Genomic DNA, 23,942 nt, shown 5'->3' on the forward strand with positions numbered 1-23,942 from the left:
GCCAAATTTTAATATCTCTGTCAAAACGTAATCACAAATCATCACAAACCAGCTCACTTTTACTTATAATTTTTAAGCTACCCCAATTATTCCTAACAATATTTAATTTTATTAATACTAAATTATTGTAAGCTTACTTTTAAAATGTAAAGACAAATGTGAATTATTTTAACTTTTAAATAATTCCATCAAAATATTGCTTTTGTATTTGTCCAATAATAACAAATAGTTCTACTAAATTCAAAAAATTTATAAATTAAGATTTAGGCATCTTGAATGAAATTTTTTTTTAATAAACCTTCTTTAGCAACTTATTTCCTAAAATCAATTTCTCCTCACCTGCAAAATTTGAAAATTCATACTCAATTTGCTGTCCATTTATAATTAGAATTCCACCATTTGCGTTCAAATTACTAACTGAAAAAGTCGCCGTTTCAACCGGATCTGATGTTGCCCCTCCTGACCAGCCATTACCGCCAGCTGAATAGGAATATTGGTATTGCATACTACCGTCTGAATTGAACCTATAAGTTTGTTGCGAGGAACTTCCACTTCTTGCAGTAGAACCGCTCCAGCTACCCAATAATCGTTGATCGATTTGTCCATTCCCAGAATTCGATTGACTTGCTGTGAGGGCTTGCCTATTTGTCAGCAAAAAATCAACTCCTTGCAGATTTAAAACTAAGTTCTGACCATTTCGTTGAATAGTAAAAGGAGTTCCTGAACTGGTACCTTTCAATTGATCTCCATTTTTTTGTGCAAGGTCTTCTCCTTGTCCAGTTGTCAATTTGTAATTATTACCTCCGGTATGTTTTATAGAAACTTTACCTAAGTTTTGTCCATTAGCGACCATATCATAAGTTCCAATAAATTGATCATTTTCAGTTTGGTATTGTTGTGAACTATTTTGATGTTCGTTTTGATTCTCCCTTTCTAGTATGACATTTTTTCCGTTTCCAGTTAATAGTAAGCCTTCACCATTTGGTTCTAGAGCAAATGATACACCAGCTCCATGCATCTTAATTATACTGCCTGTTTTTTTGATTCTATCAGGACCTTGCCCATTAAAATAGAAATTATACTCTTCAGCCGAAGCATCACTAATTTGTATTGTAACTGAATTATTTTCGATACTTCCTTTAAAGGTTCCAATAAATGGATCCGCGTGAACTAAATTACGCATACTTGAATTGATTAAATTGCCTTTATCATTAGAAGCTGGATATGAGTTGCTGTTTTGGCAGCTAACATTGGTACCTATTAAAAAAATAACACAGTATCCTACATTCGGAATTTTTATTAATCTACTCATTAGTCACTGAATTTCTAATAATACTCATAACAATCTTTCGCATTTCAAAGGTCTGGATATATAATGCTTCCATCAATACGACTTTAGTCGTATATTATTATGACTCCATTTGGAGTCAATATTTATTCTAATTGAATTGGCTAATACTTGCATATTCAACAGGCCAATATTCCCTCAATAGTTGAATTCACTATTTTGCAATTAAATAATCAATTTATGTTATTATATTTAGGCGATGATTTTTAATCACAATTGTTTTCTTAGGCTTAGAACAGAAAATATAGCTGACAATAAATTTTTTAAATTGAAATATTGCCTGGCTTTCTTTATTCTATATTTAAAGGTTGCTATTACAACATTATATAGTCAGCACACGCAAATCGGATTTACAAATTATACGTATGACAATTTTGGATTTCGTACTGGCACTGTGATATCAGTTTATAAAGATCCTAAAGGATATATTTGGTTTTGCACATTAGGCGGCCTCGACCGGTGGGACGGCACAAATCTCAAACATTATCCTTATGATCGCTTCAATACCCATGCAATGCCTGAGGCTTTGCATGGAAATATTATTATGGATAAGTTAGGCAACTATTGGATTAACAATCATTCGTGTTTGTCGATGATGGATCCTAAGCTGCCAATAGATTCCTGTATTACACGATTTCTTCGCTCACCAAATAATCCAAATACACCAATATTGACTGGACTTACCGGAGCAAAGTTTGAAATGGATGATAAAGGAAACATCTGGTTACCATGGAATAGCAAACAAGGATTTCTAAAAATCAATCCAAATAAAAGGCATATTGATTTTTACCAAATTGATGATGAAAACAAAACTGGCAAGTTGGCAATATCTACAGTTTATCCTGATGTGATCAACAAAAAGATGTGGGTGGTTTCTACAAATCTTGGTTTTTGTAGTATTGAAACTGAGAATAATAAAATCGAACATTTTGAAAATGACCTCAAGTCTGAGCTTATGTGTCTTTGGAATGAAAGTGAAGACATTTTAAAACGTACTGCGTTTTTCTGGTCAAGAGATGGTTTTTTTTGGTGCCTGGCTAACAATAAACCGTTTACAAAATTTGATCTTAACGCTCGCAAAGCATATTTCTATGAACTTCAAAATACTATGTATCCGGGTCATCCTGAAAAAGAGCAAGAATTTTACTACCAGGATCTTCGTGGCAATTATTGGTTTACCTCTGCGGATCATGGCTTGTTATTTCTTGATGCTCAGAAAATGCAAATCTCATTACTTACTTCACAAGATAAAGGTGGATTTCCTCTAGGTGGAAAAATGTTCAGCTACCTGACAGGAGATGATGAAGGCAATGTTTGGATTAGTATGCGAAATGCAGGGGTAAGTAAATTCAACTATAGTATAAAGAAAAATTATCTTATTTTTCCATTAGGACCAAATGATACCACAAAGAATAAAAAATACATTCAAAATATTACAGTGGATGATTTCGGTAATGAGTATTTGAGAACAAATACCGGATTTTTTATCAAACCAATGGATTCTTCATATTTTATTAAAGTGAATGGATTACCGGAAGGTGGATTCTTTTTTCAGGTGGATAATGGAGAACATTGGTTTGCATGTGAACAAGGTTTTTTTATTTTAAAAACCAATCCTGTTGGAATTGAAAAATATCCTATTATTCCAAATGAAGAATCTTTAAAGATATTTGGACAAAGCTCTTGCAATCATTATCAATGTGAGAATGGAAATCCTATATTTTGGATTTCAGAGTCAAAGACAGGTCTATATAAGTATTATATTGAAAAAGGAACCATTGAATTTATCAGTTGCGACACCTTGATTTATGGAGGAGAATTCAATACTTTGCCTAACATGATTCGTCGGGATTCAAAGAATAACTTGTGGATGAGGTTAGTAAATGGTCTAGGTAGATATAATATTGACAAAAAAGAATGGAGTAAGTGGATGTATGATCCTGAAGATCCAACTTATCTTGCGATTCCCCAATTGCGGACAATTATGGTCGATAAATCAGATAGAGTTTGGTTTGCTTCGATTGAAGGAGGTGCCGGATGGTTTGATGGAGAACGTTTTCATCATGCATCGAGAACTGTTCCAGGAATTATACCGAGATGTTTTGATGTTATTCAAGGAAAAAATAACACGGTTTGGTTTTCGAATAATGCAAATGTAGTTAATTATGATGCTAGGACTGGACGATATAAAATATATGATTGTTTAGGTGGAGCACAACGGCTAACTCTAAAAAATGATAGCACCTTGATATTGGGAAATATTGAACCCTTAACTTATGTAGCAATCGAAGATTTGTATCTTCAGAAGAATAAACCAAAAACTATTATATCAGAATTCAGAGTATTGGAAAAAGATTGTTCAGCGCTGTTGTCTCAAGATGATATAGAATTACCCTACTTTAAAAACGCCTTATCATTCGCGTTTGGAACACTAGATTTTTCAAGATCTAAAGGATACCGGTTTTCATGGAAGCTAGAAGGAGCTGATAATGATTGGGTGGCGCCTTCAGATAATAGGTCAGCTGTTTCGTACTCCACTTTGATACCCGGAACTTATACGTTTTTAGTAAAGTCGACAAGTCCGGAAGGTATTATGAATAATGATCCGGCAAAATTCTCTTTCAGAATTCTTCCACCATGGTGGCAGACCTGGTGGTTCAGGACTTTGATATTGATTGCAGCAATTATGATTGTTTATTGGATGTTTCGGTTACGTACACAAAAGCTATTAGCGATACAAAGAATCGAAATTGAAAAAACATTGGCACTCGAAGGAGAGCGCTCACGTATATCCAGAGACATGCATGATGATTTAGGCTCCGGATTATCTGCAATTCATTTATTATCCAATTACCTTAAAGAAAATTCAGCTATCAAATATCCTGAATTCAGTACAGAAGTAGAAAAAATTTTAAAATCAAGTGCAGAACTCAATCAACGCATCCGTGAAATTATATGGACGATTAATTCTAAAGATGATAGTCTCAATTCAATGGTATTGTTTATCAGAAGATATTGCAATGAACTCAATGAAAAAATAAAAACCAGAATCGATGTATTTTCTCAGGATCCGGTTCCGGAGATTCTATTAACAGGCGAACAGCGCAAACAAATTTTTCTTTGCGTTAAAGAAGCAATCAACAATGCATTAAAACACGGTAAGGCTTCTGAGATAAGTGTTTATATTAATTCTGAACCAGACAAAAACATATCCATCCGTATACAAGATAATGGAATTGGTTTTAATTCTGATCAATCAAGTGTTATGGGTAATGGGAATGGACTAAATAATATAAAACAACGAATGGCTGATATTAAGGGAACTATGGAAGTAAACAGTGATAACAATGGAACACAATTGAAACTCAATTTTAATATTTGAATATTTTTAAAATCCAAAACTTCACCTTCCAAAATACTTATTCAAAGCCTCCACCCTGGTATTCACCTGCAGCTTTGTATAAATATTCGTAATATGTGTTTTGACTGTCTTATAACTAATAAATAATTCGTTTGCTACCTCTTTTTCTAGCTTTCCTTTTGATATTAGTTCAATAACTTCTTTTTCTCTGGAGGTAAGCAAAGAAGCATTTAAAGGATTTATATGGTTCTCATGGCTAAATGTTAAAGCTATTTTCCTGGCAATAGATGGACTCATGGGTGCGCCACCTTCATGCAGATCTTGAATCGCATTGATTATTTTTTCTGGCTTGTCTGATTTTAATACATAACCAAGAGCACCGGCTGACAAGGCATCAAATACTTTTTGATGCTCATCAAAAATGGTCAATATCAAAAATTGAGTATCCGGCAATTCCGGTTTTAAACGTGTGATGCATTCGATGCCATTCATCTTTTTTAAGCCCAGATCAATATCAACTAATACTATATCTGGCTTGAGTTTGGGTAGCTCCTTAAGTGCGTCCTCCCCATTCAAATAGATGGATACCACTTCAATAACATTTTTTGCATTAAGCACTACACGTAAAGTTTCGCAAAGAAACTTATCATTCTCTATTATACTTACTCGAATCATTCCAAACTACGAACCTTTGCTATTTAAACTTAAAGATATTGCAATAATATTCTAAAATTTATAGGACTTTAGTTGTATTTATGTGATTCCTGATTTAGACGACAAATTTGGGAATTTGAATTAAAACGCATCATCGCGAAGCTCGCCATAGTTTCATTAAATCGCTGATGAGTCCATATCAATTAAGCAAATTTAGCTTTTGTAACTCGGCTTGCGCGTTAATAATCAATTCCAGCATTGAGCTCTGAGTGTTTCCAAAGTGCTCCATTGTATCCCAAAATTAATTATAAACTTTGTAAGTATCCTTCACCGTATCTGATTTTCATTCAGATTATTGTAATTCAACTCAGACATCTGGCTCTACATGGATCAATACATCCTTAATATGTGGAATTTCTTGCTGAAGGTGGGCTTTTAATTCATGTGCTATACGATGCCCTTCATGGACTGTTAATTGACCGTCTACAATAATATGTAAATCGATTAAAAAATTACTACCATGTTTCCGGACTAAACACTTCTCAGTACCGAGAATTCCAGGTATAGCCTTCGAACTATTACGAATTTCAAGGATCAGGTCGTCATATAGGTGCTCATCCATAATCTCACTCAATGCCGGTCTGAAAATTAAATAACTATTGTATAATATTATAAATGAGGCAAATAATGCCGCCCAATCATCTGCAGATTCATATCCCTTTCCTAAAATAATTGCAATGCTAATACCAATAAATGCCGCAAGAGAAGTGATTGCGTCACTGCGATGATGCCAGGCATCTGCCTTTAAAGAACTACTTTTAATATTTATAGTCCGCTTGGTAATAATTCGAAATAATAATTCCTTTCCTAAAATAACAACTGCCAGAAATATTAAAGTAAAACTTTTAGGGATTTCATGTGGTGTTTGAATATTCTTAATACTTGTAAGGGCAATCCATACTGCTGAAGTTACTAAAAATGCTACTACGATAAATGTTATTAGTGGTTCCAATCTACCATGACCATATGGATGATTTTTATCCGGTGGTCGATGTGCATACTTGATTCCAAATAAAACAAGTACCGAAGAAAAAATATCTCCTGTAGATTCAATTGCATCTGCAATCAAAGCATATGAATTACCAAAATAACCAACTACCCACTTTAAAGCGGCTAAACATAAATTGGAAAGTATACTAATCCAACTTACTTGAATTGCTATTTCAGTATTTGATTTCATCAACAGTTTATATGAAATAAATAATGTTGTATCATAGTAAATAAATAGTGCAATTTAGAATACAAGAGAGGAATAAAACAATCCTCTTATTTTCTTATGAATGCGCCAACTTCCTTTTCATAGACTTTAATTAATCCATTCATCAGTTGCTCCATCTCCTCGCTGCTCATTTGGCGATCCAGACTTTCAAAAGTAAAGCTAAGTGCATATGATTTCTTATTTGCACCAATTTGGTCCGCATTTTCGTAAACATCAAACAATTGAAGCTCTTTTAGAAGGTCACCAGTTTGCCGAACTGCAATTTCTTTGAGAACTTGAAATTCCACTTTTTTATCTATTACTAATGCGAGGTCTCTTTTAACCTGGGGAAACTTACTAAATTCTTTGAATGGCATTCGCTCCGTTGGAATAGCACTAAAAATTAATTCCAAATCAAATTCAGCAAACCAAACCTCTTTTTTCAAATCAAATAATGAGCTTAATTTCTTCGAAAGTTTACCGGCCTTTATAACTATATTATTATTTAATAAATATTGAACACCAAATTCAAAAATAACATCCGACTTAATTTCAGTTAAGGAAAATTGATTTATGTTTAATACGCTTACAATACCATCAACAATTGACTTTAATTTAAAAAAATCCTGGGTCGCAGGTTTTGGATTGGACCAATGTGTTTGGGTTTGAAATCCTGTCAACCAAATTCCTAATTTTTCCTTCTCCAGAATTTGTCCATTGCTTACAATATATTCTCTCCCCATTTCATAAATTCCTAAATCAGATTGTTGTCTGTTCGAATTAAATTGAATTGCTTCCAAGCCACCAATACAAATAGAAGGCTTCATGGCATCAAGATGTACATTGGAGGTATTGTGAATATAAACTAAATCTTTCGCTTTCCAGGCATCCGATTGCAAACAAATATCAGATTTTACGAATGACAAACTCATGATTTCATGCAATGAATTTGAAGTTAACCATGCTGCAATTTGCTTTCGCAATAAATAATTCGATGCAATATGTTGTTGAAATGAAATTTGAATTTTTCCAGGTATTGGAATTTTATCAAATCCATAAACTCTGCTAATTTCTTCAACTAAATCGGCTGCACGTTTTACATCCGGTTTATTTGTAGGAACAGACACCATAAGATTCCCATTTTGCAAATCTTGCAACTCCATATCTAATGCAAACAGCACTTGCTTTATTTCTTCTGTGTTAATACTTAGTCCCGATAGTTGTATGGCGTTTTCAATATTTAAATTAATTTCAGATGGATTAATGGGATTTGGATATAAATCAATTAAAGGAAAATCTATATTAGCATCCCCAATTTGCTTTAATAAATACACTGTACGTTTCAATGCAAAAATAGTAATATTTGGATCACTCCCCTTTTCGAAACATTTAGCAGATTGTGTTCTCAATACATGCGACATGCTACTTTTTCGAACAGCGGAAGCATTAAAATGTGCAGATTCAATAAATATTTTTGTAGTAGCATCACTCACACCAGATCCAATTCCGCCAAAAACACCAGCTAGACAAAGTGGTTGATCAGATCCATCGCAAATCATTAAATCTGAACCCATCAATTTGCGATCTACTCCATCTAAGGTTTTAAAAGTTTTACCGGATTCTAATGTTTTAACTTTTATTAAATGCCCTTTTATGTGGTCATAATCAAATGCATGCAATGGTTGGCCCATTTCATACATAATAAAATTAGTTACATCGACTACGTTATTAATAGGATTTAACCCCATACTTCGGATAGCTTTTTTCAACCATACAGGAGATTCCTGAACTTTAATTCCAGAAATACAAATTCCACTATATCTTGGGCATAAATTAGTATCTTCTACTTCCACTTCTATTTTCATTTTCGAAGTAGAATTAATTAAATCTGCCACGTCCAGTTCGATTAATTTTTTGTTTGGATCCTTGTGAACTCTGTACCATGCAAGTAAATCCTTTGCGACTCCTAAATGACTTGTTGCATCTGCTCGATTTGGAGTCAATCCTATTTCAAAAATAATATCTGAGCTTAAATTCAAATATTCACTGGCTTGAGTTCCAGGTACTGCATCAGGATTCAGAATTAAAAGTCCATCATGATTTGCACTGATCCCTAATTCATCTTCAGCACACAACATTCCATCAGAAGCTTCTCCACGTATTTTTCCTTTTTTTATTGTAAACGATTCACCTGAAAAAGGATATAAAGTTGTTCCTTCCGTTGCTAAAAAAACTTTTTGACCTGCAGCAACATTCGGCGCACCGCAAACTACTTGAAGCAATTCCCCGGCACCAGTATTTACTTTTGTAAGATGCAAGCGATCTGCTCCGGGATGTTTCCAACATTCAACAACTTCGGCTACGATAACTCCCTTTAACCCTCCTTTAATTTCTTCTTCAATTTCCAGGCTTTCCACTTCAAGACCTAAAGAAGTAAGAATATTTGAAATTTCTTCTGGAGTTTCAGATATGTCAATATAGTTCCTTAGCCAGTTTAATGAAATTCTCATAAATTTATATTAAAGCGCGAAGTTAAGGATTATTAAGTGAATCTAAAATCAATCATCTTAATAAAAGTCCAAGATTAGCTACATTGATTATACGCTGAGAATAAATTAGCATCCAATCCAACGAGCATTTTTAGGTTTCGATATGACAACTGCCATCGGCCATTTAATTTTGCGAATTTTGCGATATTTCTCCGTGTCTTTGGGATTATTAAATTGAGTTTTCCATGTGATTCAAAGTTTTACAAACCGTCCAACACGATAAAGCAACAAATTAAACACACTTCAAAATTAGTTAATTGTCTAATTTAAATACTATTCTTTTAATCCCATATTTTATTAAAGTAACATTAAAATTAATTAACAATCCTAATTTACATTTTGAAAGTTTTAGATACGTTAGCACTTGTGCAGCATGAATATCATGCCAGCCTTCGATTGCCTTTATTTCAATAATAACTTTGTCATTAATTAAAAAATCAACTCGATATGCAATATTCATTTTAATAGAATTGTAAATAACTGGCAGGGGCATCTGCCTGTTTATTTTTAAACCGGATAATGAAAACTCATAATTTAAACACTCTTCATACACACTTTCCAACAACCCAGGACCCAAAGTTTTATGGACTTTATAAGCACAATCAACAGCAATTTTGGATATTTCATTTTCATTCATAAAATTTGAATTTCCAGATAACAAATAATGAAATTCAAAGATAAAATAGAATATAGCCTTCCAACCAGAATTGAAAACACTTTTTATTGAATCAAGGTACTTATTTATTGAAACCCTTTAATTTGAAAACTAAAAAGGTTTATTAGAATTCGAATTGAACTTCCCCAAACCATTTCCTCTTCGCGATCTTCCCAAATCTCTTTCCTCTTCGCGATCTTCCCATAACTATTTCCACTTTGCGCTCTTCCCCCAACTCTATCCTCTTTGCGAACTTCCAACCTACTCTATCCACTTTGCGCTCTTCCACCAACCATATCCACTTTGCGATCTTCCCCCAATCATATCCACTTTGCGATCTTCCCCCAACTCTATCCTCTTTGCGATCTTCCAACCTACTCTATCCTCTTTGCGCTCTCCGCGTTCCTCCCTTCGCGTCTTTGCGATTTTTGAATTATTTCACTTTGGTTTCCGCAGCTTGAAGAATATACTTTTCATTTTCATCTAAAGAAACATAAGCAAATACATCACAATGGATTGGATTCCATAAGATGGAATCTTGAGGTAGCACAAAACTATATTCCTTTTCAAATAGTTCGCCTACAGAAATACTACTTGCAATTTTATCGCCAGCTATAGAAGTGATCATTTTTCGAAGTGCATGATTATGTTCAAAATCTACCAACTTTCCGGAGTTATCCAATTGGTCTGCAATGATTTCAGATTCTGTAATTCCACAATGCAAATGAATAGATTTTGAGATTGCTAACAAACCTTTTACACTTAATTTTACTTTTAATTCTCGCGTTGCATCATTAAATTCACTTGCAATTTTCAATTCTACTTGTGGATCTTTCTTTAATTCAGTTTCAACAAATGTTCTCCAGGTATCCGGAGTTCCAAAGCGATAAGTTTGTCCTGAAACATCATAAAATCGATTAAAAGCAGCTTCCGGTTTTGCAAACCAACTACCTAAAAAATCTTCAATTAATTGGGCATCTGGAGTTCTTAAATCGGCTTGTCCTTTGGTAGCTGGTTGTGCTAAAAATTTTGAATGTACTGCGATCACAATTACATTGTTGGGATACAAATCTTGAATTAATTTTGATTGAATAATTCCTGGTGGACAATTAACACAGGATGCACCGGTAAATTCTTCAATGACGACTACTCGTTTTGAAGTTGTTGGGTTATTATTTGGAAGATTTATTGTTTGTTCCCAATCCGCACAAGAAAAAAATCCGGAAAGAAAAAAAACAAGAATTGCAAATTTAATTTGATATATTGATTTCATAATTTTTTGAATTAAAAGGTGCTTGTTATGCTTGCGCGAATTCCACTGAATGCAGGTTCTAATCTGCAAATACCTCCAGAGCAAATAATGCCTTCAATTTGTTTCGTATAACGCAAGGCAAATCGATTAGATCCCTTTGAAAAAACAAGGCCAGCTGATGGATAATTCAAAGCTGTTTTCCCTTTTGTAGGTTTGGTATTATACATATCTGATACTTCAATTAACCAATGGGGTGCAAAACCCAATTCTGCCAAGCCATAAATCCAGCTTCCAATATCTTCCTTATTATCCATATATTGAGTTTCTATGCGAAGGGACGTTTTACGATTAAATTTATATAGAAATTCTGCAAACGGTGTAAAGGTTTCTACATCTGGTTCGTCAATATGACTATAATACAATTCCTGATTAAATACCTGTCTTTGAATTCCTCCTGTAAGTTGCCATTTATCTTCATTTTTATAAATTACTTCCAAATAAATTTCATTGTAAAATTTAGTTTTAAAATCTTTATCTCGAATGTTAGAATAATTTACTGAAAAAAACCAATTTTCACCAAGACCATATTTAAGATCTGCTTGAAAAGCCATTTCATCTAAAAACTGTGTAGCCGGATAATATATTGCGGTAAGTCTATAGGTATTAATTTTTGCCATCGGTGGTATAAAATTTACCAATCCTTTGTTCAAGGTAAGCAAAGGTTCAGATCTAAAACTAAATCCTTCTGTACGTTTTGCTTCTAAAGTTAAGCCAAATTGATTTTTTGTATAGCTTAAACTTGTATAGAGGACGCTTCCTTTTTTTGAAACCAACTTTCCTAAGGTCGATTGTCCTAGCGGTAATTGTCGGATTGCATTCGGATCGTAATATATATCCTTTGGTTTAAAGGCAGCTTCAACATACCAGCTTATATCTTTCCAACTAAGATTATTAAATACCGTAAAAGCATTGCTATTATAATATGGTTCAAACTGGTCTTCTTTTTCATAAGATCCGACGATTGAGGTAATTTGTGTCACAAGTTCTTCACCGAGTGTGCGATTTACAAAACCGAAACCGGGTGCTATACTCCAACTACTTGAATCCGTTGGCTTATAAAAACCATTTAAAGCGATTCCTTTTAGAATGGAATTATAAGATTCAAACAAATTCCTTTGTTTTCCTGTAAATCCTCTAATGGCCCAATTATTATTAAATTTATATCTTCCGGAAACCCCAATAAGCGCATTATCAATGAGCTGTGCACGCTCTTCATACGCGCGATAGATAATCCCACTGCCAATTTGGTCATAGATATAACCTGCCTGGACTTCAAAATGATCGGTTTCCTTTTGGATATACCATTTTCCGATACCATATTCGGTATATGAACTTACCGGATTTAATAAATTGGAATTATTAAATGCATCAAATCTGATTCCACCTGAAAAACCCTGATAGGAAGCGTTTAGATCCAACCAGGATTCAGAACCAAATAATTGGTGGTCATATTGCGGGATGTTAAATGCACCTATTTGACTGTCGCGAATAAATAAATTGGCATTTGTTTGAAATCCACCACCCAATAATAAGGTTTCCTGAGCTTTTAAATTAGTGAATATCAATAAGATAGCATGTAATAATACAATCTTAAGTTTCTGGTTAATCATTCGTTAAAAGATTTATGATGGTATAAAGTAACGGATTATTTTAAAGAATTTTACGTTGTTAATTAAATTAAAACCTACAAATGAAAATTTTTCAATTTACAGTCCTTTTAGCGAGTCTTTTTCTTTTATCTTTTACAATGGGAGATAAGAAATTTCCGACTGCTAATTTAAAATCCTTGGATGGCAAATCGGTCAATTTGAATGCTAGTTTCGCCAAAAATAAATTAACTGTTATTAGTTTTTGGGCTACCTGGTGCTCTCCTTGCAAAAAAGAATTAGATGCAATTCACCATCTTTATCCAGAATGGAAGAAACTCGGAATTGAAGTGGTGGCTATTACCATTGATGATGCGCAAGCATTAAATAAAGTAAAACCATTAGCTTCTCAAAAAGCGTGGCAATTCACCATACTTTCTGATCAAAACAAAGATATGCTTCGCAACTTAAACTTTCAATCTATTCCACAAACATTTGTTGTAGATGCTACCGGCACGATCCTTTATACACACAATGGTTATACACCAGGAGACGAATATGAGTTGGAGAAAAAATTGAAATCTTTTTTGAAATAAAAATTCAATTCTTTAAAAGTCATTTTCTAATCTAAAAACAAAAAACCCTCTTTAATTCATTTGGAATAAGAGAGGGTTTTTTGTTTGATTACTTTTCCATTGTTAATCCCAATGGCAAATTCGACAGTTTTACCCACCTTTAAATCTGCTTAAATTCAAAGGAAAAGCAGAAGGTAATTTGAATTCTAAAATAGACCTAAGCATAACTATTTTATTTATTTGAAATATCTTCATTATTAACAAATTAGCTCAGTTTTTATCGACCTGAATTAGTATCTTTGTCCACCATTTTTAAAAGCAAATTATGATAGAAAAAGGCGGAGATTACAGTGCATCGAGTATTCAAGCTCTGGAAGGTTTAGAAGCCGTAAGAAGAAGACCTGGGATGTATATCGGAAGTACTGATATAAAAGGATTACATCATTTGGTTTGGGAGGTTGTTGATAACTCCATCGACGAGCATTTGGCAGGGCATTGTACCCATATATTAGTCAATATTTTACCTGATAATTCAATTAAAGTAGAAGATAACGGTCGGGGTATTCCGGTCGATCTGCATGAAAAACTGCAAAAATCTGCATTAGAAGTAGTGATGACGGTACTTCATGCGGGTGGAAAATTCGATAAAGACTCTTATAAAGTTTCTGGTGGTTTACATGGGGTAGGTGTTTCTTGTGTAAACGCCTTATCGTCTTATGTTAGGGCTGAAGTACGCAGAGAAGGAAAGGTTTATATGCAGGAATATGAACGCGGGAAACCTTTGGGCGATGTAAAGCAAATCGGCGAATCCCAATCCCGAGGTACAACTATCATTTTTAAACCAGATTCTGAAATTTTTGAAACTTTAGAATATCATTATGAAATCCTGGCCCAAAGATTACGGGAGTTATCATATCTTAATAGTGGTCTAACAATTTATTTAAAGGATGAACGAGAAGGACATCTCAAAGAAGAAACCTTCTTTTCTGAAGGCGGACTACAAGAATTTGTTAGATTCCTAGATCAAGGCAGAACGCCGATTTCAGATTCCGTGATTCATGTAACTGGAAAAGAAGAAAATATAGAAGTTGAAGTTGCTATGCAATACAATTCCGGTTTCCAGGAAAATGTATTAGCGTATGTTAATAATATTTATACCCGTGATGGCGGTACGCATGTCAGTGGATTTCGTAGAGCGCTTGCCCGTGTTTTTAAACAATACGGGGATCAAACGGGTATGTTTACAAAGTTAAAAATGGAAATTAGTGGTGAGGATTTCAGGGAAGGTTTAACGGGTGTTATATCCGTTAAAGTCCCAGAACCACAGTTTAAAGGACAAACAAAAGGAGAACTTGGTAACTCTGAAGTAGTAGGTGTGGTATCAAGAATTGTAGGGGATGCCTTATTAGCTTTTTTAGAACAAAATCCTCGGGAAGCTCGAAAGATTGTAGATAAAGTAATTCTTGCTGCAACGGCTCGTCATGCTGCACGGAAAGCCCGTGAAATGGTCCAACGCAAAAATATATTAACAGGAAGTGGCTTACCTGGTAAACTTGCAGATTGCTCTTCTCGCTCAGCAGAAGAATCTGAATTATTTTTAGTCGAGGGAGATTCTGCAGGTGGAACCGCAAAACAAGGTCGTAATCGTCAATTTCAAGCAATCCTTCCATTACGTGGAAAAATTCTCAATGTTGAAAAAGCCTTAGAATATAAAATTTATGAAAATGAAGAAATCAAGAATATGTTTACAGCAATGGGTGTGCATATTTTTGAAGATGAAGATGGAAATCGAAGATTAAATACGGATAAGTTACGCTATCACAAGATTATTATCATGTGCGACGCCGACGTTGATGGAAGTCATATCACGACTTTAATACTTACTTTTTTCATTCGTTATATGAAAGAGATTATTGACAAAGGTCATTTATATATTGCCAGACCACCTTTATATTTAGTTAAAAAAGGAAAAGAATCAAAATACGCCTGGACTGAAGAAGAACGCGCACTTTTTACTGCCGAATTAGGAAAAGGGAAAGAAGATAGTGTGCATTTACAACGCTATAAAGGTCTTGGAGAAATGAATGCCGAACAACTTTGGGAAACTACTATGGATCCAGCAAGGCGAATTCTTAAACAGGTGTTTATTGAAGATCTTGGTTCTGCACAACCCAGAGTTACCGAAGAAGGGTTTGTCTACAATGATCTCTTTGAAATTCTTATGGGCGATGATGTTCCTCCTCGTAGAAAATTCATTGAAGATCATGCAGTTTATGCCAACATTGACATTTAATAAGTACCATTTGACTGTGTTTTTTTGTTCCTTCAAACAAGGGAAAGGTATTCCTAAAAAGAATGTAACGGATTCATAGATCGACCACTTTGGAAAAATTAAAAAACAATGGTGGTGAAATTATACTTAAAATAATATTCAGGCGATTTTAAATGAAGTATCTATTCATAAATAATAATATCAATTCGCAAAATAGATAATATTCAAAACCTTAATTAATTTTAAGTAATAAATAAATAAAAAGATTATTATTCAATTAATATACCGTTCGAAAATAATATATCAATTTTACAGTTTTAATTTTTAATTTACCACAAGTGGAAGATTTATTTAAAAAACTTACCTCACATTGTAAAGAATATGGTTTTATTTATCCATCTTCAGAAATTTATGATGGACTAAGCGCCGTTTATGATTATGCACCAAATGGTGTAGAGTTAAAAAATAATATTAAAAGTTATTGGTGGAAAAGTATGGTGCAAATGCATCAGAATATAGTAGGTCTTGATTCCGCCATTTTCATGCATCCTAAAATCTGGAAAGCCTCAGGCCATGTGGATGCGTTTAATGATCCATTAATTGATAATAAAGATTCTAAAAAGCGATTCCGTGCTGACCAATTGATTGAAGATTTTATGGATAAATTGGAAGCAAAAATTACGAAAGAAGTTGAAAAAGCAAAAGCTCGTTTTGGAGAAAGTTTTGATGAAACTTTATATAGGCAAACGAATCCAAGAGTGGTCGAATATAAAACAAAACAAGAACAGATAAATAAAAGACTTACAGAGGCTATGTCTGCAAATGATATGGCTGAATTAAAAAAAATCATTGAAGATTGTGAAATTGTAGATCCTGATTCTGGATCCAGAAATTGGACCGAGGTGAGACAATTTAATTTAATGTTTAATACGCAATTGGGAAATATTGCTGGTGAAGAAGGAAAACTATATCTTAGACCTGAAACAGCTCAAGGGATATTTGTAAATTTTTTAAATGTTCAAAAAACAACCCGACAAAAAATACCTTTCGGAATTGCACAAATTGGAAAAGCATTCCGAAACGAAATTGTAGCCCGCCAGTTTATTTTTCGGATGCGGGAATTCGAACAAATGGAGATGCAATTTTTTGTAAAACCAGGAGAAGAAATGCAATGGTATGAATACTGGAAAGAATACAGAATAAAGTGGCATCTGGCCTTAGGTACTCCTGCATCAAAATTAAGATTCCATGAACATGAAAATCTTGCACATTATGCAAATGCTGCAGTAGATATTCAGTTTGATTTTCCATTCGGATTTAAAGAATTAGAAGGAATCCACTCAAGAACAGACTTTGACTTAAGGAGTCACCAGGAAATGTCTGGAAAAAAATTGCAGTACTTTGATCCAGAGTCTAATGAAAATTATATTCCTTATGTAGTTGAAACTTCCATTGGTTGCGACAGAATGTTTTTAGCATTGTTGAGTAATGCATATCAAGAAGAAGAAGTACCAGATGCAGAAGGAGAGGCATCGACTCGCATTGTTTTAAAATTACATCCTGCATTGGCGCCTGTAAAATGTGCCATCTTACCTTTAGTAAAAAACAAACCTGAGTTAGTTGAAAAAGCGAAAATGATTTTTGATGATTTAAAATTATCATTTTTATGTCAGTATGATGATAAAGATGCCATCGGAAGAAGATATCGCCGACAAGATGCAATCGGCACACCTTGTTGTATTACCATTGATTTTGATACCCTGAATGATAATACGGTTACCATACGGGATCGGGATAGTTTAAAACAAGAACGGATTCCAATTTCTGCAATAGAAGAAATAATCAACCAAAAAATCTCTTGGAAAAATTTATTGACTTAATTACAAATTTCGATTTCATGGTATCTTCCTAAATGAAAAATTCAATACCCATAAAATCCTCTGGATTCACAAAACGTTTTTTAATAAAACAAGATTTATTTTTTCATTCTGAAACTTGAAATAAAATTATTCATTTATGTCTATAGACCTTTCAGAAATCTTAGTAATCGGAGTAAGCACCAGGGCATTATTTGATTTAGAAAAAGAAAACCAAGTTTTTGAAATAGAGGGAATTGAAGGGTATCGCAAATATCAACTTGAAAATGAAGATCAAACTTTAAAACCGGGAACAGCATTTTATCTGATTCAAAGTTTATTAGAATTAAATAAACAAGCTAACAAAAGAATTGTAGAAGTTATCGTGATGTCCAGGAATAGTCCTGAAACCGGAGTTCGTATCTTAAATACGCTCAAAAAATTTGAACTTGATATATCCAGAGTTGCCTTATCAGGTGGCGAACCTCTATCCCCTTACATTGATGCTTTTAGTTTAGATTTATTTTTATCTAAAGATGAACACGATGTGCAATCTGTAATCGATTCGAAAACCTGTGCAGCTGCTTATATTTATGCTCCACCAAAAGCTTTCAATCCAATTGATAATCGCGTTAAAATTGCTTTTGATGCAGATGCTGTTTTGTTTTCTGAAGAATCAGAACTTCGATATAAAACAGAAGGAATTGATGCATTTCAACAATATGAAGAAGAACATGAAAATGATCCATTAAAAGAAGGACCTTTTGCAAAACTTTTAATCAAATTATCAAAAATTCAAGAACATCTCCCAACAAGGATCGAACTATCACCACTCCGCATCGCAATCGTCACAGCAAGAAATGCACCTTCTCATATGAGAGTGATTAAGACGCTTCGAAAATGGGGTGTCTATGTAGATGAAGCCTATTTTCTTGGAGGTCTGGATAAGGATAAAGTATTAGATGCATATGGAGCTCATATATTCTTCGATGACCAGGAAACGCATTTAGAAAAAGCTAGTAAAGTAGTTCCTTCTGGAAAAGTTCCCTATCAAAGTGATTCGCTACTGCATAAAATTAAGAAATAAAAAATATAAATTAGATGTCAATGCTCAATCCTTCATATCAAAAATAAAGCATTTACAGAGATTCCAATTTTTACTTAATTTCCTGATTTGGTTGCTGAATTTGTTCAATTTTTGGTGCTTGCTTTTGAGAAACCTGATATTGCTCTCCTAATATAGGGGCAATTACCAGACCTACTAAACAAGTAAGTTTAATTAAAATATTCATAGAAGGACCTGAAGTATCTTTGAATGGATCTCCAACGGTATCCCCAATTACAGCAGCTTTATGCGGTTCTGAACCTTTATGGTAAATCTGACCATCTATTGTAACACCAGATTCAAATGATTTTTTAGCATTATCCCAAGATCCTCCGGCATTATTTTGAAAAATTGCCCAAACAACCCCACTTACACAAACTCCAGCCATATAGGCACCAAGCGCTTCTGGACCCATTACAAAACCTATAATTACTGGCGTTATCAAAGTAATTGCACCTGGTAAAATCATTTCATGAAGTGCTGCTTTCGTAGAAATTGCAACACAACGCGCATAATCTGGTTTGCCAGTACCTTCCATAATTCCTGGAATTTCCCTAAACTGACGACGGACTTCATTAACCATATCCATCGCTGCTTTGCCTACAGAACTCATAGCAAGTGCAGAAAAAACAACAGGTATCATTCCACCAACAAATAATGCAGCGAGTACATCCGCTTTAAAAATGTTTATCCCATTAATGCCTGTAAAGGTGACATAAGCTGCAAATAAACCAAGTGCCGTAAGGGCAGCAGATGCAATTGCAAATCCTTTCCCAATGGCTGCGGTTGTATTGCCAACAGAATCCAGAATATCCGTACGCATACGAACTTCTTTCGGCAATTCTGCCATTTCTGCAATTCCACCCGCATTATCCGAAATTGGACCAAAAGCATCAATGGCTAATTGCATAGCTGTAGTTGCCATCATTGCACTTGCAGCAATCGCCACTCCATAAAATCCTGCAAGCGTATAACTTGCCCAAATTGCTAAAGCAAATATCAAAACAGGACCCGCTGTACTCAACATCCCATTACTTAATCCACCAATTATATTTGTACCAGCTCCGGTTCCAGATTTTTGGACAATCGCATTTACAGGTCCTCGTCCTAATCCAGTATAATATTCAGTCATATATGAAATGGCAGCACCGACCACTAAGCCTATTAAAACATCATAGAATACATTCATCGAGGATATCTCTTTTATGCCCATCCCAAAGAAATTCATTTGTAATGTTGCAGGCAATAACCATTGAATACAGAAATAAGCAGCTACTGCAGTCAAAGCTATAGAAACCCAGTTGCCCATATTCAAAGCATTTTGGACCTGTTGTTCCTTTGCATCTTCAGATTTAATGCTTACAAAAAAAGTACCTATTATTGAAAAGATTAATCCTATACATGCTAAGAAAATCGGCAATAAAATTGGCCCTAATCCTCGAAAAGCATCCATCGAGCTAATATCGCCACCCATATCGCGAATCACATAATTACCTAATACCATGGAAGCCAGGACAGTAGCTACATAGGAACCAAATAAATCGGCACCCATACCAGCAACATCCCCAACATTATCTCCAACATTATCAGCAATTGTAGCCGGATTCCTTGGATCATCTTCTGGAATCCCTTTTTCTACTTTTCCAACAAGGTCAGCTCCAACATCTGCTGCTTTTGTATAAATTCCTCCACCTACCCGTGCAAAAAGAGCAATGGATTCAGCACCTAATGAAAATCCAGCAAGTATTTCCAAAATTACAGTCATAGAATGACTCGCATCATATTGTATTCCTTTAATGGTTGAAGCACCCCATACTCCACCCATAAATGAGTAAAATAAAACGGCAAATAATATACTCAAACCTAAAACTGCTAAACTCGCTACACCTAGACCCATCACAGTGCCACCTCTAAAAGACACATGGAGTGCCTTTACAATGGAGGTTCTGGCTGCTTGTGTAGTCCTTACGTTTGCTAAAGTAGCCACACGCATTCCAATAAATCCAGCGATTATAGAAAATAAGGCACCTAAGATAAATGCAATAACTATAGTCCAATGCGTAGTTTCTACTTTAAAACTTAATAAACCCAATAGGAGCCCTGCAACTACTACATAAATAGCTAACACTCTATATTCTGCTTTTAAAAAGGCCATAGCACCTTCCGCTATATTATCTGCAATTCCCTTCATTTTTGCATCTCCTGCATCTTGAGAGGATACCCATTTATATAGATACGCCATATAGAGTAAGCCTATAATTCCAAAGGCAGGTAATAAATAAACCAGATTTTCCATTTAATTTGAATTTTAAGAGGTGCAAAAGTATAAAAAAACACAGATTTTAGACCTAGAATAAGCAGATTAAACGAATTCTTACATAGTATTGCATATAAAATGCTCTTAAACAAAGCAGGAAATTGCCTATAATTTAGCGCTCGTTATAAAATTTATAAATCAGTTTAAGAAACTAAATATCAAGAAACTATATTTATAAAAATAGTAAATTACCAAAGTATTGGAAATATTTAACAACAATCTATAGGCTAATTCAGCATTTTAATGTTCTAATAATATGGATATAGATGGAAAAGGGATCGTTTTTTATGATGGTGAATGCATTTTATGTAGCAAATGGATCTATTTTTTATCAAAAGCGGACAAAAAGAAAAAGCTGCTTTTTGCTTCATTGGATAGATTTCCAGAATTGACAAAAGGATTTGAACTTATAAAAGATGTCGATTTACCAGATTCCATATATTATTTCAAAAACAATCAATTGTATTATTATTCAAAAGCAATTTTAAAAATCCTAATGGACTTGGGTGGTTTTTGGAAGATTTTTAGTATTTTATATTTGATTCCCAAGGTATTACGAGATTCAATATATAAGTGGATTGCCAGACATCGATATTCTATTTTTGGTAAACGCACTTCTTGTTCTATACCAGATGAATTTGAGAAATCCAGGTTTTTATAAACTATCCATGGCAATTTATTAATTGAATGCGTAAAAAATCTTGAAAATTGAGGACTGCATAATCACATTTGGAAATAAAAATTTTAACCTCTTGTTTTTATTACGAAACATTTCGTAGTACATTTGTGTTAATTCCGTCAAGGACCACTGAAATTATCATCTTTGTTAAACTTTTTATAAAGTAAAGCATTGTTGATAATTAATTAGGACTTATAACGGTTGTATAGATTAATTCAAAAATGAAAGAGAAAATGAAATCTAAAAAAAGTTGGTTTTTATTATTGCCATTAATTATTTTAATTGCTTATTTTTCAGGGAATTGCAGTCAAACTCAAGGAGATCCTACATCAAAAGAAAGCCATCTATTAAAGCTGGTTTACGAAAACTCACAAAGATTTCATTATGCACCTCCTGTTATTGATGATTCTTATTCCCAAAAAGCATTTGAAGACTTTTTAGTAGATATGGATTCAGGCAAGCGATTTTACACTCAAAAAGACGTTAAACAACTTGAAAAGTATAAAAATGACCTGGATGATCATTTTAAAGAAGGTAAATTAGAGTTCTTCGATCTTTCTTTAAAACTTATTGACGAAGGCATTAAAAAATCTCAAACATATTACCAGGAATTTATCAATGCCCCTTTTGATTTTACAAAAGATGAAAAAATTGAATTAGATGCAGAAAAACGAAAATGGGCATCAGATGATAAAGAAATGAAAGATTATTGGAGAAAATCTATTAAATATGAAAGATTAAGTCGCTATATAGAAGACCATCAGCAATTAGAAAAAGAAGGTAAAAAACGACCTGAAGATTCTATTCAAATGGACATCAACAAAGAAGTAAAAGATGTGATGGACGGATGGTTTGATCGTTTATCTAAATTAAAACGTTCGGATCGATTCGAATTATTTGTCAATACTTTTATCCACTTATATGATCCACATACGGATTATTTAAATCCTAAAGAAAAAGAAGATTTTAATATCAATATGTCCGGAAAACTAGAGGGCATAGGTGCCCGATTACAAACAGAACGCGAATTTACAAAAGTCAGTTCTATTGTTCCGGGTGGCCCTGCTGCAAGACAAGGAGAATTAGAAGCCAATGACTTAATCATAGGAGTACAACAAGATGGCTTGGAGCCTGTAGATATTAAAGGAATGAGAATTGATGATGTGGTTAGTAAAATCAGAGGCAAAAAAGGAACGAAAGTTACTTTAAAAGTTAAAAAACAAGATGGCAACCAAAAAAATATCACCATTACAAGAGATGAAGTAATTATGGATGAAGGATTTGCCCGATCTGCAATTTTGGAACTTGAAGGAGATCAACAAAAAATAGGATTCATCCGATTGCCAAGATTTTATGCAGATTTTAATGATCCACAAAGCCCTTCTGCTGCAAAAGATATTGCCATTGAATTAGAAAAATTGAACCAAGCCGGGGTTACGAGTTTAATTTTAGATTTGCGAAATAATGGCGGTGGTTCTTTACAGGAAGTGGTAGATATGTCTGGTTTATTTATTGAAGAAGGCCCTATTGTACAAGTAAAAGATAAACGAGGCACCAGAGCTTATAATGATCAAGATAAAAATGTAAAATTTACAGGACCCATGGTGATACTTGTAAATAGCAATAGTGCTTCAGCATCAGAAATTATTAGTGCTTGTTTGCAGGATTATAAAAGAGCGGTGATTGTTGGTGGAGAACCAACTTTCGGAAAAGGAACAGTTCAACAATTTAGAAATCTTGACCAATTTACTAACTATCCTGAAATGCGACCTTTAGGAGAAATGAAAGTAACAATTCAAAAATACTATCGTGTAAATGGTGGTTCAGTGCAACTTAAAGGGGTAGAACCGGATGTCTTATTGCCAGATACTTACAGTTATATTATTAATGGAGAAAAAGAATATGATCATCCATTACCTTATGATGTAATTGAAAAACAAAAATATTATCAGAATACATTTCTGATCAATAATATAGAAGAAGTAAAAATGAAAAGCATGGAACGTGTCAAATCAAACACAGAATTTAATTTGATTGATGAAAATGCAAAACGCTTGGCTAAAAACCGAGAGGAATCTGAATATCCATTAGAACTTAACAAATATAAAAGTCTTGTAAAACAACGTACAGAAGAAGTTAAAAAATATGAAAAAATAGGAACAACAGCAATTCCTGGAATCAAAACCGATAATTTAAAAGAAGATCTAGCATATATTAAGGCTGATTCATCTCGAATTGCCCGGAATGATGATTTCTTAAAAGGATTAACAAAAGATGTTTATGTATATGAATCCATGCATATCCTAAAAGATCTTCACAAGTAATATATTCCAAAATCAGTATTATTTCTGGGTTCATCTCTGTCATGGAGATGAACCTTTTTTTTTGAAGGATTTCTAAATCTTAACGAAAGAA

Annotated in this window: 15 protein-coding genes; 7 read left to right on the plus strand and 8 right to left on the minus strand. The window is 33.8% G+C overall.

Going from position 1 to position 23,942, the window contains the following annotated elements; genetic code table 11:
- Positions 1 to 289 precede the first annotated feature (289 nt).
- Entirely contained in the window at positions 290 to 1,312 is a 1,023-nt protein-coding gene (locus IPO86_15570; protein ID MBK9729525.1) for a hypothetical protein, read from the minus strand.
- A gap of 304 nt (positions 1,313 to 1,616) precedes the next feature.
- On the opposite strand from IPO86_15570, the gene IPO86_15575 reads away from it, so the two are divergent.
- Positions 1,617 to 4,730 carry a hypothetical protein gene (locus tag IPO86_15575; protein MBK9729526.1) on the plus strand — a complete coding sequence of 1,038 codons (3,114 nt, stop codon included), beginning with the start codon at positions 1,617 to 1,619 and terminating at the stop codon, positions 4,728 to 4,730.
- 21 nt (positions 4,731 to 4,751) lie between these two features.
- On the opposite strand, the gene IPO86_15580 is transcribed toward IPO86_15575, so the two are convergent.
- From IPO86_15580 to IPO86_15605, 6 genes are all read right to left on the minus strand, one after another.
- Positions 4,752 to 5,384 (minus strand): response regulator transcription factor, encoded by a 633-nt coding sequence (locus tag IPO86_15580; GenBank protein MBK9729527.1) that lies wholly within the window; start codon positions 5,382 to 5,384, stop codon positions 4,752 to 4,754.
- A 346-nt stretch (positions 5,385 to 5,730) separates the two neighbouring features.
- Positions 5,731 to 6,603: a cation transporter gene (locus IPO86_15585; GenBank protein ID MBK9729528.1), complete on the minus strand. Its 873-nt coding sequence runs from the start codon at positions 6,601 to 6,603 to the stop codon at positions 5,731 to 5,733.
- An 86-nt stretch (positions 6,604 to 6,689) separates the two neighbouring features.
- Entirely contained in the window at positions 6,690 to 9,131 is a 2,442-nt protein-coding gene (locus IPO86_15590) for a phenylalanine--tRNA ligase subunit beta (protein MBK9729529.1), read from the minus strand.
- A 292-nt stretch (positions 9,132 to 9,423) separates the two neighbouring features.
- Positions 9,424 to 9,807 carry a GxxExxY protein gene (locus tag IPO86_15595; protein ID MBK9729530.1) on the minus strand — a complete coding sequence of 128 codons (384 nt, stop codon included), beginning with the start codon at positions 9,805 to 9,807 and terminating at the stop codon, positions 9,424 to 9,426.
- A 451-nt stretch (positions 9,808 to 10,258) separates the two neighbouring features.
- Complete coding sequence (locus tag IPO86_15600; GenBank protein ID MBK9729531.1) at positions 10,259 to 11,098, minus strand: Omp28-related outer membrane protein; 840 nt, start codon at positions 11,096 to 11,098, stop codon at positions 10,259 to 10,261.
- A gap of 11 nt (positions 11,099 to 11,109) precedes the next feature.
- Positions 11,110 to 12,747, minus strand: a complete 1,638-nt coding sequence (locus IPO86_15605; protein ID MBK9729532.1) for a hypothetical protein — start codon at positions 12,745 to 12,747, stop codon at positions 11,110 to 11,112.
- An 80-nt stretch (positions 12,748 to 12,827) separates the two neighbouring features.
- Here IPO86_15605 and IPO86_15610 point away from each other — a divergent pair, with 80 nt between their 5' ends.
- From IPO86_15610 to IPO86_15625, 4 genes are all read left to right on the plus strand, one after another.
- Entirely contained in the window at positions 12,828 to 13,319 is a 492-nt protein-coding gene (locus IPO86_15610; GenBank protein ID MBK9729533.1) for a TlpA family protein disulfide reductase, read from the plus strand.
- A 304-nt stretch (positions 13,320 to 13,623) separates the two neighbouring features.
- A complete protein-coding gene (gene gyrB / locus IPO86_15615) occupies positions 13,624 to 15,591 on the plus strand; it encodes a DNA topoisomerase (ATP-hydrolyzing) subunit B (GenBank protein MBK9729534.1) in 1,968 nt (655 codons plus the stop codon).
- Between the two features lie 299 nt (positions 15,592 to 15,890).
- Positions 15,891 to 17,450, plus strand: a complete 1,560-nt coding sequence (locus tag IPO86_15620; GenBank protein ID MBK9729535.1) for a glycine--tRNA ligase — start codon at positions 15,891 to 15,893, stop codon at positions 17,448 to 17,450.
- 136 nt (positions 17,451 to 17,586) lie between these two features.
- On the plus strand, positions 17,587 to 18,513 hold the full coding sequence (locus IPO86_15625) for a 5'-nucleotidase (protein ID MBK9729536.1): 927 nt from the start codon (positions 17,587 to 17,589) through the stop codon (positions 18,511 to 18,513).
- Between the two features lie 70 nt (positions 18,514 to 18,583).
- Here IPO86_15625 and IPO86_15630 read toward each other — a convergent pair whose 3' ends face one another.
- On the minus strand, positions 18,584 to 20,827 hold the full coding sequence (locus IPO86_15630) for a sodium-translocating pyrophosphatase (protein MBK9729537.1): 2,244 nt from the start codon (positions 20,825 to 20,827) through the stop codon (positions 18,584 to 18,586).
- Between the two features lie 277 nt (positions 20,828 to 21,104).
- On the opposite strand from IPO86_15630, the gene IPO86_15635 reads away from it, so the two are divergent.
- Entirely contained in the window at positions 21,105 to 21,509 is a 405-nt protein-coding gene (locus IPO86_15635; GenBank protein ID MBK9729538.1) for a DUF393 domain-containing protein, read from the plus strand.
- 251 nt (positions 21,510 to 21,760) lie between these two features.
- Entirely contained in the window at positions 21,761 to 23,851 is a 2,091-nt protein-coding gene (locus IPO86_15640; GenBank protein MBK9729539.1) for a carboxy terminal-processing peptidase, read from the plus strand.
- The last annotated feature ends 91 nt before the right edge of the window (positions 23,852 to 23,942 follow it).

Source organism: Saprospiraceae bacterium, from assembly GCA_016717265.1.
Lineage (GTDB): Bacteria > Bacteroidota > Bacteroidia > Chitinophagales > Saprospiraceae > Vicinibacter.